Source organism: Planctomycetota bacterium (genome assembly GCA_018242585.1).
Classification (GTDB): Bacteria; Planctomycetota; Planctomycetia; order Pirellulales; family PNKZ01; genus JAFEBQ01.
Genome location: JAFEBQ010000022.1, coordinates 66,440 through 80,397 on the forward strand (window position 1 = coordinate 66,440; position 13,958 = coordinate 80,397).

The following is a 13,958-nucleotide window of genomic DNA, read 5'->3' on the forward strand; positions in this document are numbered from 1 at the left end:
CGTTGCCGGCGAACGGCAAGTTCGTTCTTAGGCGACAAAGTACGCCAGGTACGCGGCGGTCGCCCAGCAGGCCACGCCGGCGACAACGACCGAGCGCGGCCCTGGCTTCACAGTCAGGCGTTCGAGGCCGGCGACGAACAGCAACGCAAAGCAGGGCGTCAGGCCGAGCAGGTACGTCGCCTTGACGGTGCTGTAGATCGGCAGGTTGAGGAACAGCCACATCATCGCCGCCAGGTAGACGACAATACAAAGCACGGCGAACCGAATGCTTCGGGCCGGCGGTGACGCATCCTTGGTAAAGCCCGAGACCGCGCCGATCAGCATGGCCCCCGTGGGCAAGACAGCCAGCCACGCGCCGGCCAGCAGCCAGGTGTAATTCCAAGGCGGGCGTCGTTCGAAGATCACTTTCGAGCTGAGCCAGCCGTCCAGCCAGAACGTCGAGTACAGCCCGTCCCAAAAGCTGCACGCGCCGGAGTAGATCGGATAGGTCAGACAGCCGCCGAAACGAACACACTGCTCGATGGTGCGGAAACCAGGATCCTGCCACCAATCGAGCCCTCGATCCGACGCCCAGCCGGCGACGAACGGCTTGCCAAAGTAAAAGCAGTTTCGGGCGTAGTACCAGCCGGTCGCCAAGACCGCGGCGCCACAGACCGTTGTCATCGACGCCAGCCAGCGGCGCGCTCCGCTGCGGGATTCACTCTTGAGCAGAATCACAATGCTCGGGAGCAAGAGCACCGGCGTCACCTTGGCCAACATTGCCAGTCCCCACAGCAAGCCCAAGCAGGGGAGGGCCCAGCGCCGGCGCGCCACGTCGGGTGCATTGATCAAGTGCAGCGCGACGACAATCGTTGCTGCCGTCAGCGTGCTGGCCAGCGGCTCGTTGCTCACCGCTTGCGAAGCGTAAAGGTTCATCGGCAGCAGCCCGCCAAAGACCGCGCCCAGCGCTTGCAGGTCGAACCGGCTGGGCCACACGCCACGGATCGCGCGATAGCAGAGTTCGATTTGCAGCGCGCCGCACAGAGTCGAGAACAATCGCAAGATTCGCCACAGCGTGATCTCGTCGCCCATCATCGCCAGCGACAACACTTTGTAAACTGGCGCGAGAATCAAATAGTAAAGCGGCGACTGGAACATCTGCATGCCGTCGGTGGCCAGCGGCAAATGGCCACGCTCGGCGATAAAGCGCACGTAGTCGATGTGAAAGGAGGCGTCGTAGCCGAGCAGCGGTGAGAGCTTGCCAAAGTTGTTGGCCGCCAGAGCTACCCACAGGAGCAGCAAGCCCACGCGCAATACCAGCACGCCCCATGCGCCGCCCAGCCACGATGGTAAATACCGGCTGAACAACATCACGGCCACAAACACACCGCCAAGCGTGATCAGGTGGCGGCCAAACGCGAGCCCGGCCGGCGGAAACTGCCGCGACATCTCGACCGGCCAGTTTTCCTCGGCCGTTCGCACCGGCTGCCAGGTGCTGCCGTCGTCGCTTCCCTGCCATTCACCATTGGTCAGGATGTCTAGCGACACACCGTGAGCCAGCAGGGCACAAGGTCCATTGACGTTGTGAACGTCGATTTGCAATTCGTGCTTGCCAGGGGCGAGCTTGCCCGTCAGGTCGACCCGATGAGCCACCCGCCAGTTACTCCATTCGGCCGGTGCATAGATCACCCGGCCATCCAGCAGCACGCGGGGAAGCTTCAGGGCGTGGATCGTCACGACCGTTTGTTCAGCCGGCGCCGAAGTCTCGCGCGTTGCCGGCGCTACGAACTCGGTTCGGAACGACGCGCGGACCACGTCGGACGTGCGCGCGAACAGATTCATCGGCTTGTCGAGTCGAATCCACGACGCCCCGTCCTCGGGCATCAACCACACCATGTCGGGACTGCTCAGGCACCGACCGACAAAAGCAACCACCAGCGCGCCAATCAACAACAGCGCCAGCGCACGCACGCCGACGCGCACGACACGACGGTCAAACGTCGATGAAGCAAGTGAGGAGGACATGACGACGGCACGGCGCGACAAGCTGCGCCGCGAAAGGCGAGGCCAGCGGGCACGCTCACGCCCCATCGGCGAGCGCGCAAACCGGTTGTTCCAACTGTAGGGCGCGGCTTGCGCCGGCGCGGCAGCCTGGGACCAGAACATCACCAGTTCAGGCCGCTAGGGGAAGGAAACAGCCGTGGTGACCGCCGTAATGCGCCCTTTGGCGGTGGCCCTGAACCAAGCGCGCCGATTGTAGCGAGTATGCGAGTTTGACAATGAGTGGGTCAGTGCGGGGTGCGAGTCGCTCGAACTGGTCCCCTCGCGCAACAAAAAACCCCGGCTTGGCCGAGATTCGCAATCAATCGCGAACCTTGGCCAAACCGGGGCAATGGGCGACACAGGACTCGAACCTGTGACCCCTACCGTGTGAGGATAGTGCTCTAACCAACTGAGCTAGTCGCCCGAACGCGTCGCCCCGTGGGGCGACGATCTTCCAAAATACTCGATTGCCGCCCGGGGCTCAAGCGGCCCGAATTCAAGTCGCGCCGCTCGAAACAAACTGCTGGCGGCTTTCGCGAGAATCCACGCATAGCGAGGCCCGCTGCTTGCTGGCACGATGTCGATACCAAGGAACGGCCCATGCACCGGCCGGGGTGTCAGTTTCGGCTCGTTCCATTAGAATCCGGCGGATACAGCAACCATTCCCTATGACGACTGATTTGAAAGAGTCTTCGTGAGTCAATCTGGTTCGGCCATCGCGACTGCACAACCAACGGCCCCGGCAAACGCGGCCGGGCGGCCGCTGCTGGAAATCGTCGAACTCGAAACCGTGTTTCACACCGAGCGCGGCCTGGCCCGGGCCGTCGATGGCGTCTCGTTCAGCGTAGCCGCCGGCAAGACGTTGGCCGTGGTCGGCGAAAGCGGCTGCGGCAAGACCGTCACCGCGCTCAGCGTGCTACGACTGATCGCCGAGCCGCCGGGGGAAATCCGTCAGGGACAGATTCGCTTCGAGGGACGCAACCTGCTCGACCTGCCGGCCGGCGAGCTGCGCGGCATCCGCGGCGCGGCTATCGCCATGATCTTCCAGGAGCCCGCCACCAGCTTGAACCCGGTCTTCACCATCGGGCAGCAGATCGGCGAGGCGATCCGACTGCACCGCCAGGTGCCCAAGGATCAGTTGCAGCAAGAGATTCTCCGTGCGCTGACCGATGTGCGCATCAGCGAGCCCGAGCGGCGCATCGACCAGTATCCGCACGAGCTTTCCGGCGGCATGAAGCAACGGGCAATGATCGCCATGGCCCTGGCGTGCAATCCACGGTTGTTGATCGCCGACGAGCCGACGACGGCGCTCGATGTGACGATCCAGGCGCGGATTCTTGACTTGCTGCGGCGTGTGCAGGCCGAGCACGGCATGGCCATTATGCTGATCACCCACGACCTGGGCGTGGTGGCCGAGATGGCCGACGACGTGGTGGTGATGTACGCCGGCAAGGTGGTCGAGCAGGCCGCCGTCGAGCCGTTGTTCGCGCGGCCGCTGCACCCTTACACGCGCGGACTGTTTCACAGCCTGGTCCGCGTCGATCAGCGTCAGGAACGTCTGCAGCCGATCGAAGGGAATGTGCCAGCGCCGACGAACTTTCCCAGTGTCTGCAGGTTTCGCGCCCGGTGTCCGTTGGCGATCGACAAGTGTACGGAAGAGCCGCCGCTGGCCGAGGTGCGGCCGGGGCACTGGTCGGCTTGTTGGCGCGCCGATGAGTTGTTGAACGAGGCCAACACCTCTCCCTTGAAGGGAGAGGTCGCGAACGAAGTGAGCGGGTGAGGGTAAAGACGTCGCGGGCCTGCGTGGATTCCATTGTCAGTTGAAGCAGTGGAGAGCTGGGCAACGCGTTTACCCTCCCCCCAGCCCCTCCCTGAAAGGGAGGGGTGTTTATCGATGGCGCGATTGAGGTTGTCGCTGAAAGTGAGCCGATGAGTTCTTCTGCTGTCGCCACACCACCCAAAACTCCCGCGGCTCCCGCCGAGGCCCAGCCTGCGTCGGCGAAGCACGCGGGGCCGATGCTCCAGGTGGTCGACCTGGGCAAGTGGTTTCCCGTGCGGCGCGGAGTGTTTCGCCGCGTGCATCAGCACGTCCGCGCGGTCGACGGCGTGACATTCAACCTGGAACGCGGCAAGACGCTGGGGCTGGTCGGCGAAAGCGGCTGTGGCAAGACCACGGTCGGTCGCACCATTCTGCGGCTCATTCCCGCCACGCGCGGCAAGGTGCTATTCGATGGGGCCGATATTTTCAGCCTGCCGCGCGACCAGATGCGCACCCTGCGGCAGCGGATGCAGATCATCTTTCAAGACCCGTATGGGTCGTTGAACCCGCGGATGACTGTCGGCGCTACGGTCGGCGAGCCGTTGCTGATTCACAAGATCGCCCGTGGCCGGACGCTTGAACAGCGTGTGGCCGAACTGCTGACCAAGGTCGGTCTGACTCCTGACGCCGCGATTCGCTATCCGCACGAGTTCTCCGGCGGCCAGCGACAGCGGATTGGCATCGCCCGGGCGCTGGCGCTGAATCCTGCGTTCATCGTCTGCGATGAACCGACGAGCGCGCTCGATGTCTCGATTCGCGCGCAAGTGATCAATCTATTGGGCGATCTGCAAGAACAATTCCAGCTTGCCTATCTGATGATCAGCCACGATCTGGGGGCCGTGCGGCACGTCAGTCACGAAGTCGCCGTGATGTACCTGGGCAAGATCGTCGAGCACGCGCCGACCGAGGCGCTGTTCGATCAGCCGCGACATCCGTACTCGCGGGTATTGTTGTCGGCGATTCCTCGCCCCGATCCCACCGCGCGGCACAAGCGGATTGTCGCCACCGACGACGAGTTGCCGTCGCCGATCAACGTACCGCCGGGCTGCGCATTTCACCCGCGCTGCCCGTTGTATGAGCTCAAGGGACGCCCCGAGACTTGCCGCCGCGACGTGCCCGAGCTGCGCGTCGTCGATGCCACCACCAACCACCGCGCGGCATGTCACTTTGCGGAAGAGAGCGAGAAGCTTGGCGAAACGCCGAGCGGGAAGTAATGAGTGCTGAATGATGAATGCTGAGTAACAGAGGACCGCCTACATTCATCACTCATCATTCAGCAATCATCACTTCTTCTCCGTCGGCCACGCCAGTCTGAGCGTTTGCAGGATTAAGAACGCACCCAGCAGTCCGAACAACACATACGGCCAATAGCTCGCGCCGGGCACTCCCCAATAGACCGCGGTCGTGGCGACGATGGTGGCCAATAGCGCGACCATCAACAGCACACAGCCCCCCGCCGCCATCATGCCTTTGAAGGTTCCTTGCTCGGTCTGCTCCTCGCCATAGACATCGATCGTGCGGCCCCGCGCCACGCTCCGTTCGACGGCATCGACGATTTCCATGTCGCGACAAGCATCAAGCCAGGTCGGTTCGACCGGCTGGCCGGCGCAGGCCAGCTCGAAGCGTTCGATTGCCTCGGCCGTTGGATTCCACTCGTCGTAGGTTTCGGTGCGCGTCTCGCTGCCGGTTCGAATCTGCAACACCCACTGCTCGTCAATCGGCATTGTCAGCGTGGCCTTGCCCGAGCGCCCGACCAGAGCGACTTGCGCCGCCGTGCGGTCCTCGACCGGCCCGATCGACCAGCGGACCAGGCAACCGCTCGGCCCGGCGGTTTGCACATTGAGATTGGCCCAGTCGATGCCGCCGGCCGCGGTCGCCGAACTCATCGCCCCGATCTTGCGCAGCGTGCCCGCCACGGTGCGTAGCAGATCAATATCGCTGGCCAGGGCCGAGCGCACCTGCTGACGATCGCGCACCGGCATGGGGCGATCAAAGATCAACTGATCGACCTGTCCGATTGGGCTCCGCTCGCCGGCGGCGACCATCTCGGCCAGCCGCGCCACGGCCGGGTGCCAGCGCGCTGGGATGAACGGCATCAGCACCGCCCCGGTACTTCCTTGCCGGTGCATGTCGAGTTCGTAGAAGCTGAGCATCGAGTCGACGACCGGATGCTCGACCAAGAGGGGAACCCCGGCCTGGATAAGTGTACGCAGTTGTTCCAAGCGCAATTCGTCGGCCGAGTGCCCGACGATCACGGCGTCGGCGATTTTGCCGCCGAGTAGGGCCTGCCAATCGTCGGCCAGGGCGCTCGACTGGCCGGCGTCGGCCGGTTCGAGCGACGACCGCAGCCCGGGGTAAGCGGCCGTGACCTCGTGACCGGCCGCCTGGGCAGCTTGGCCCAGGGCGTGGGTCGTCGCGGTAAGTCCAAGCAGGGCAAAGCGCATCGGGCGATTCTGGGCCCGGCGGCGGACCCCGATCCCAGGATGAAAATGTGTTGATGATTTTCGGTTGCTGTCATTAGAATAACCAGTGGACCCCTGGTCCGTCTCCCCCCGCCATGCCCGCCCGTACCCGACCCGCCTATTTCGCGGAGCCCCGCGTCGATGGAACGTATCAATTGGCAATCGCTGCGCCGCTGGCGCTGCGTCCGAAACTTGGCCGCGCTGGCCATAACTGGATTCACTTTGCTGGCCGCCGGAGTCGTTGCGGCCGACGAAGCGCCGAAGCCCGAGGCGGCGAAAACCGAAGCGGCTAAACCGCCAGCGTCCGCGCCGGCCGCGGTGAAGCTGGATGCCGCGTCCAAGCCGGCGGCTTTGCCGCCGACGGCTAAGCCTGTAGCACCCAAGTCCGCTGCCGCGCCACCAACTCAGCCCGCGCCAAAGGCCGCTCCCACTCCGCTGACCTTCGAGCAGCACGTCCGTCCGCTGCTCAAACAACATTGCTTCCAGTGCCACGGCGAAGAGCCGAACCCGGAGGGAAGCCTCGATCTGCGGCTCGTTCGCACCATGACGACTGGCGGAGACTCGGGGGCCGCGATCGCGCCGGGCAAAGCGAGCGCCAGCCTGTTGATCGAAAAGCTTCGCGCCGGCGAAATGCCGCCGGGCGAAAAGAAACTGCCCGCCGCCGAGATCGATCGCATCGCCCGTTGGATCGACGGCGGCGCCAAGACCGCGCGTCCCGAACCGGCGGCCCTCTCGCACGACGACATCACCGACGAGGAACGTCAGCATTGGTCGTTCCAGCCGGTCAAGCGTCCCGAGGTCCCCAAGGTCAAGCACGGCGACTTGGTGCGAACGCCGGTCGATGCCTTCCTGTTGGCCAAGCTGGAAGAGCAGGGGGTCGCTTACTCGCCGACGGCCGACAAGCGGACGCTGGTGCGCCGCGTCTACTTCGATTTGTGGGGCGTGCCGCCCACGCCCGATCAGGTGGATGAGTTCCTGGCCGACACGGCCCCCGATGCGTGGGACCGGCTGGTCGATCGACTGCTCGCGTCGCCGCACTATGGCGAGCGTTGGGGTCGGCTCTGGCTCGACGTGGCCGGCTATGCCGACAGCGACGGAGCCAGCGAGAAGGACATCGTCCGCCAGTACGCTTACAAGTATCGCGATTACGTGATTCGCTCGATCAACTCGGACAAGCCGTTCGACGAGTTCATTCGCGAGCAAGTGGCGGGCGACGAAATGCTCGCGCCGCCCTACACGAATCTGACGCCGGCCCAGACCGACCGGCTGGTGGCGACGGGCTTTTTGCGAATGGGCCCCGATGGAACGGGCGCCGGCGAAGGGGACCAGAACGTCGCTCGCAACGAAGTGATGGCCGAGACGATCAAGATCGTCAGCACGTCGCTGCTGGGCATGACGGTCGGCTGTGCCCAGTGCCACTCGCACCGCTATGAACCGATTTCCCAGGCCGACTACTATCGCTTCCGCGCCATTTTCGAGCCGGCTTACGACTGGAAGAACTGGCGGTCCCCGCAAGGGCGGCTGGTTTCGCTGATGAGCGACGCCCAGCGAAAGCAGATGGCCGAAGTCGACGCCGAGGCCAAGAAGCTGAGCGACGAGCGGCTCAAAACGCTGCAAGCCTGGGTCGACCAGGCCTTTGACGAAGAGATCGTCAAGATACCCGAGGATCAGCGCGAAGCCCTGCGCGCGACCTTCAAGACGCCCGCCGACAAGCGAACCCCCGAGCAGAAGCAACTGGTCCGCGCCCACCCCCAGATGTTCCACACCACGGGCTCGATCTATCTGCGCGAGCGGAAGCGGTATAACGACTTTGACAAGAAGTACACCGAGGAACTAGCCAAGATCAAAGCCCGCCGGCCGGCCGAGCAGTACGCCCAGGCGTTGACCGAGGTGCCCAACAAGACGCCCGACACGTTCCTGTTCTTCCGAGGCGACATCAACCAGCCGCGCGAAAAGCAGAAGCCCGCGGAGTTGACGATTCTGGGCGCCGCGCATCCGGTGACGATTGCCGATGACGATGCCAAGTTGCCGACTTCGGGGCGGCGATTGGCGTATGCCAAGCACCTGACCGATGGCAAGCATCCGCTGTTGGCGCGCGTGCTGGTGAATCGCGTCTGGCTCAATCACTTTGGCCGCGGCATTGTCTCGACGCCGGCCGATTTCGGCGTGGCGGGCATGCGCCCCAGCCATCCCGAATTGCTCGACTGGCTGGCCAGCGAGTGGATGGCCGGTGGCTGGCGACTGAAGACGCTGCACAAGCTGTTGCTCACGTCGACGGCCTATCAACAAGTTTCGGCTCGCACGCCAGAGTTGGACAAGATCGACGTCGAGAACCGGTTGCTGGGGCGGATGAACATCCGCCGCCTCGAAGCCGAGATGGTCCGCGACGCGATCCTGGACGTGGCCGGCTCGTTGAACAACGAGATGTTCGGGCCCGCGGTGCCGGTGTCGCCCGACGACGTCGGCCAGATCATCGTGGCCGTTGACACTCGCGACTCGGCCGGTCGGCCCAGCAACAAGAAGGTCGATCTTGGCGACGACGTTTATCGGCGGAGCGTTTATGTGCAGGTCCGCCGCTCGATGCCGTTGAGCATGCTCGACACGTTCGACATGCCGCGTTTGGCCCCCAATTGCGAACTGCGCAACAACTCGACCGTGGCCCCGCAATCGCTGTTGCTGTTGAACAACACGTTGGTCTTGGACCAGTCGCTGGCGTTTGCCCGCCGCGTGCGCCGCGCCGCGCCGAATGATGTGCCGGCCCAGGTGCGACTGGCCTGGCAGTGGGCATTTGCCGACGAGCCGACCAAGGCCGAGTTGGATCAGGCGGTGGCGTTCATCAACGAGCAGATCAAGTCGCTGAGTCCGTCGGCCCCCGCCCCCGCCAAACCGGCAACGGTCGAGACCCCGGCCAAGCCAGCCCCCGTGGTCGCCAAGCAAGTGTCGGAGACGAAAGTGGCTGCGGAGGTGAAGAAGGAAGCGCCAAAGACCGAGGCAGCGGCTAAACCGCAAGCGCCGGCACCGGCCGCGAACAAGCCCGAAGCGGCGTCGAAGCCGGATGCCGTAACCAAGCCGGCGGCTCCGCCGCCAGCCACAGCCGCGAAACCCGCCACGCCTCCACCAGCGGCCAAGCCCGCGACACCCCCCGCCGCGCCGGCCAAGAAGCCGGTGGCCGATCCGGCCGAGACGGCCCTGGCCACGTTCTGCCAGGCGTTGCTCTGCTCGAACCGATTCTTGTACATCGACTAGCCCCTCGCGGGCCAGTCAGGAGATACGCACTATGAACGAGCGCAATACCAACCGCTGGGCCATCAACCGCCGGCACTTCTTGGCCCGCCAGGCGTTCAGCCTGGGCCCGATGGCGCTGGCGTGGCTGTTGAATCAGGACGCACTGCGCGCCGCGCCGGAGAAGCCACCCCTCGAAGCGCCGAAGTTTGACCTCCTGCCCAAGCGCCCCACGGCCGAGCCGCAGGCCAAGGCGATGATCTCGCTGTTCATGCAAGGGGGCCCCAGCCATATCGACTTGTTCGATCCCAAACCCGAGATCGAGAAGTTGCAGGGCAAGACGTACACCGGCGAGATCAAGTTCGACAACACCGCCGAAGCCAGCACCAAGTTGTTCCCTTGCCCGTGGAAGTTCAACAAGCACGGTTCGTCGGGCATGGAACTGAGCGAGCTGCTGGCGAACCTGGGCGAAGTGGCTGACGACATCTGCGTCGTCCGTTCGATGCACACCAGCGTGAACAACCACGGCCAGTCGATCTTTGCCCTGAACACTGGCCGCATTCAGGCCGGCCGTCCGGCGGTCGGCTCGTGGCTGACCTATGCGCTGGGGAGCGAGAATCAGAACCTGCCCGCGTACGTCGTGCTGACCGATCCGGGCGGGTTGCCAGTCGAAGGAGTCGAGAATTGGTCGAACGGCTGGTTACCCTCGATTTACCAGGGGACCGTCGTGCGGCCGACCGAGCCGAGGATCTTGAACCTGGACCCGCCGTCACACCTGGCTGGGGAGCCACAGCGCCGCTTGCTCGATTACCTGGCCAACCTGAACAAGCAGCACATTGAGTCCCATCCCGGCGAGCATGACTTGTCGGCCCGACTGGCCAGCTACGAACTGGCCGCGCGGATGCAAACGTCGGCCAAGGAAGCGCTCGATCTGTCGCAAGAGTCGGAAGCGACGCGCAAGATGTACGGCCTGGACGAACCGGCGACCCAAGAGTTTGGCTCGCGCTGTCTATTGGCGCGGCGCTTGGTCGAGCGCGGCGTGCGGTTCGTGCAAATCTGCACGGGCAACCAGACCTGGGATCATCACAACAACATCCAGAAGTCATTGCCCGACGTCTGCAAGCGCGTCGACAAGCCGTCGGCGGCGCTGGTTCGCGATCTGAAGCAGCGCGGCCTGCTGGACAGCACCCTGGTCCAGTGGGGTGGCGAGATGGGGCGCTTGCCGGTGATTCAGAACGAAAAGAACATCGGCCGCGACCACAACACCTATGGTTTCAGCATGTGGATGGCCGGCGGCGGCATCAAGGGTGGCACAGTATACGGCGCTACCGACGAGGTGGGGCACAAGGCCGTCGAGAATCCCGTCTCGCACTCCGACTATCACGCCACGCTGTTGCACCTGTTCGGGCTCGACGGCGAAAAGCTCTTCTTCCAGCGCCCCAACGGCAAGGGTTCGCTCATCGATGGCCAGAAAGCCCGCATCGTCCACGAGATTCTCAAACGCGGCAAACCGGCGTGAGCTGGAGGGGACGAGGGGCTAGAGGCGAGGGGCTAGGGAAGAAAGGGTCTCACGCAGCGTGGTGCCGCGACTCTCGCGCACTTGTCACACTGGGGGCCGAGCCCGTAAGTTTGTAGTCAGCAGCCAGCGCACGCCGCCGCTGTCACTTACGCCCTGACTTCGCTTACGGAAACTCCTCTCATGCGATGGCTCCTTGCCGCTGCGCTGTTATTCGCGGGCTTGTGTTCGAGCGCCCAGGCCGCACCGCCGGGGGCGTGGGACAACTATACGCCTGATCCTCACTCGGTGGTTCGCCACGGGCCGGCCTATCGTTATCCGCAGGCTGGCTGGACCGTGCTGCACATCGAAGGGGGGCCATACGAGCGCGGCTATCAGCACGGCCGGCTGATGGCCCGCGAGATCGTCGCGTTGATTGGCGATCTGGCGACCGAGCGCAGCCCCAAGGCGCCCGAGGACGCCTGGCAATTGCTGCGCCAGTCGGCGGCGGCGATGTATCTGCGCCGGTTTCACCCTGAGTACATCGAGGAGATGAAGGGGATCGCCGACGGCGCAGCCGCCGCCGGAGCCGAGTACGCCGACCGGCCGATCGACCTGACCGATATTGTGGCGGTGAACGTCGACATCGAAGCCTCGTTCATGGAAGCCGCCCTGGGCGCTTCGCCCACGGGACTTGAAGGGCGCAAGTTCGCCGAGCCCATCGCGCCGGTCCATCAACACAAGTCCCCCGATCGCTGCAGCGCCTTTGTGGTGACCGCGCCGGCCACGGCGGATGGCGAAGTGATGATCGGGCACATCACGATGTTCGTGCTGTTGTATGTGCGACACTACAACGTCTGGCTCGACATCCAGCCCACCACCGGGCGGCGCGTGGCGATGCAGTCGTTCCCTGGCGGCATCATGAGCGGTCTGGACTATTATTTGAACGACGCCGGGATTCTGATCTGCGAGACCACGGTCGATCAGACCAGCTTTGAACCGCAGGGCTCGCCGTTCTGCTCGCGCATTCGCCAGGCCGCCCAGTACAGCACCTCGCTCGACGAGGTGATCAGCACGCTGTCGAAAGAGAACAACGGACTGTACACCAACGAGTGGCTGCTGGCCGACGTGAACACCAAAGAGATCGTCATGTTCGAGTTGGGAACGCGCTCGCACAAGCTGTGGCGCAGCACCAAGGGGGAATGGCCCGGCGGAGCGACCGGCTTTTACTGGGGTTGCAACAACGCCAAGGATTTGCACGTTCGGCTCGACACCTTGCCGAACGTCAAAGGGAAGCCGGGCAACGTGGTGGTCCACACCTCGGATCGCGATTTGGCCTGGTTGAAGCTGTTCGACAAATACACCGGCAAGATCGATCTCGACTTCGGCTTCCGCGCGTTCAGCACGCCGCCGCTAGTCGGCTTTCCTTCGTGCGACGCCAAGTTCACCACGGCGAAGCTGGCCCGCGATATGAAGACCTGGGGCGTGTTTGGTCCGCCTTTGGGTCGAACGTGGGACGAATCGACCGCCGAGCGCAAACGCTTTGGCGATGTGCGGCCGCTGGTGGCGAACGATTGGACGTTGTTGGGGCCGTCGACGCCTTCGTCGGGGAACGGCACGGCCAAGATTGTCGACCTGAAATCCCCCGCCGACGATGACGACAAAGAAGACAAGCATTCGGTCGTTTCGCCCGACGAGATTGTCAAGTACCCGGCCGCCTGGCATGGAACCTTGTTGCCGGCGAGCGATGCCGACGCGTGGCTGGCCGCCGGGTTTTCGGACTTGGAAAAGATTGTTTCGCTAGAGCAATACCTGCGCAAGCAGGCTCGCGGCAAGCCGCTCGATGCCGCCGCGCGCGAGCAGATTGAGTTGGCGCGGTTCGAACCCTGGTCCCGGTGGCTGGCGGCCGAGAAGCAGCGCGGCGCGGCGTTGTCGTTGAACGCGGCGCGTGCCGACTGGCGCGACGCCACCTGGTATCCGATCGTTTCGGGGCGCGGGACGATGTTACTGGCGGCCTTGCGCACCGAGCTGGGGGCCGACATCTTCGACGCCGCGGCCGATAAGTTCGGCCGTGAATGGGCCGGCAAGGAAGTGAGCTCGCATGCGTTTCAGTCTCACATGGAAAAAGCGGCCGGCCGCTCGCTGGGCGAGTTCTTCAAGCGCTGGCTCGAACAAACCACGGACCCCGACGAAGACGCCAAGGGGAACTTCTGGTCGATCGGCTCGTTCCGCCAGCAACTGGATCAAACGGTGATCGTCTATGGCACGCTGCACGATGTGGCCGCCCAGCGCGAAGCGGCCGACCGCTTGCAGCGACAGATCGCTCGGACTTGGAGCAATGCTTACTTGCCGATTCGCGCTGATACGGACGTGCAACTCGACGACTTGCGCGGCAAGCATGTGTTGCTCATCGGCCGGCCGGCGACCAACGCCTGGGCCGCGCGGTGGGCCGACAAGCTGCCAGTCTCGTTCGGCACGACGTCGTTCACGATTCGCGAGCAGACGTTTGCGCATCCCGACAGCGCCGTAATCGCCGCCGGGCCGAACCCCGAGAATCGGGCGCGCTCGCTAGTCGTCTTCGCCGGGCTCAGCGCCGACGCGACCTGGCACGTGGTTAGCAAGCTGCCGAAGAATGACGTCCTCTGGCCCCAGGCGATCGTCCGACCCGCCATCGGCCGCGTGCAACAACTGGGCGCGGCCCGCTTCACCCCGGCGGCGAAATGAGAGAGATGCTTGGGGCGTTGCCCCTGGTTGGGATGGGGCTCGCGGCCGACACGCGATTTGTTAAAAGGCCATGCTCCGCGCGTAGCTGTCCGAGGCCAGTGGTCCGTTGCACTCGGTGAAATCCGGGGGCCACTGCGCGCCGCTTCATTAGCGGCATTCGAGGATCAAGCGTCATCCCCGCCTGCGCGGAAATGACGGAATCGGCCGGCAAGAA

General features: G+C 64.3%; 7 protein-coding genes and 1 tRNA gene. 5 read left to right on the forward strand and 3 right to left on the reverse strand.

The features are described 5' to 3' along the window. Positions 1–27: 27 nt before the first annotated feature. Entirely contained in the window at positions 28–2,145 is a 2,118-nt protein-coding gene (locus tag JSS27_11515; GenBank protein MBS0209569.1) for a hypothetical protein, read from the reverse strand. Positions 2,146–2,372: 227 nt separating this feature from the next. Further along, a tRNA-Val gene (locus tag JSS27_11520) sits at positions 2,373–2,446 on the reverse strand. Positions 2,447–2,737: 291 nt separating this feature from the next. Between JSS27_11520 and JSS27_11525 the strand changes: the two genes are divergently transcribed. Beyond that, a complete protein-coding gene (locus JSS27_11525) occupies positions 2,738–3,802 on the forward strand; it encodes an ABC transporter ATP-binding protein (GenBank protein ID MBS0209570.1) in 1,065 nt (354 codons plus the stop codon). Positions 3,803–4,038: 236 nt separating this feature from the next. Then, positions 4,039–5,055, forward strand: coding sequence for an ATP-binding cassette domain-containing protein (locus JSS27_11530; protein MBS0209571.1), 1,017 nt, complete (start codon positions 4,039–4,041; stop codon positions 5,053–5,055). 69 nt (positions 5,056–5,124) lie between these two features. Here the strand turns inward: JSS27_11530 and JSS27_11535 are convergent, their stop codons facing one another. Next, complete coding sequence (locus tag JSS27_11535) at positions 5,125–6,285, reverse strand: hypothetical protein (protein ID MBS0209572.1); 1,161 nt, start codon at positions 6,283–6,285, stop codon at positions 5,125–5,127. A gap of 159 nt (positions 6,286–6,444) precedes the next feature. On the opposite strand from JSS27_11535, the gene JSS27_11540 reads away from it, so the two are divergent. The 3 genes from JSS27_11540 (at position 6,445) to JSS27_11550 (ending at position 13,744) form a co-directional block, all read left to right on the forward strand. After that, entirely contained in the window at positions 6,445–9,549 is a 3,105-nt protein-coding gene (locus JSS27_11540) for a PSD1 domain-containing protein (GenBank protein ID MBS0209573.1), read from the forward strand. A 31-nt stretch (positions 9,550–9,580) separates the two neighbouring features. After that, positions 9,581–11,044 (forward strand): DUF1501 domain-containing protein, encoded by a 1,464-nt coding sequence (locus JSS27_11545; protein MBS0209574.1) that lies wholly within the window; start codon positions 9,581–9,583, stop codon positions 11,042–11,044. A gap of 180 nt (positions 11,045–11,224) precedes the next feature. Then, complete coding sequence (locus tag JSS27_11550) at positions 11,225–13,744, forward strand: hypothetical protein (GenBank protein ID MBS0209575.1); 2,520 nt, start codon at positions 11,225–11,227, stop codon at positions 13,742–13,744. The last annotated feature ends 214 nt before the right edge of the window (positions 13,745–13,958 follow it).

Excerpts from the sequence above, each read along its gene's own strand:
- JSS27_11515 (MBS0209569.1), bottom strand. The coding sequence starts at position 2,145 with ATGTTCTGGTCCCAGGCTGCCGCGCCGGCGCAAGCCGCGCCCTACAGT.
- JSS27_11530 (MBS0209571.1), top strand. The coding sequence starts at position 4,039 with ATGCTCCAGGTGGTCGACCTGGGCAAGTGGTTTCCCGTGCGGCGCGGA.
- JSS27_11535 (MBS0209572.1), bottom strand. The coding sequence starts at position 6,285 with ATGCGCTTTGCCCTGCTTGGACTTACCGCGACGACCCACGCCCTGGGC.
- JSS27_11540 (MBS0209573.1), top strand. The coding sequence starts at position 6,445 with ATGGAACGTATCAATTGGCAATCGCTGCGCCGCTGGCGCTGCGTCCGA.
- JSS27_11545 (MBS0209574.1), top strand. The coding sequence starts at position 9,581 with ATGAACGAGCGCAATACCAACCGCTGGGCCATCAACCGCCGGCACTTC.
- JSS27_11550 (MBS0209575.1), top strand. The coding sequence starts at position 11,225 with ATGCGATGGCTCCTTGCCGCTGCGCTGTTATTCGCGGGCTTGTGTTCG.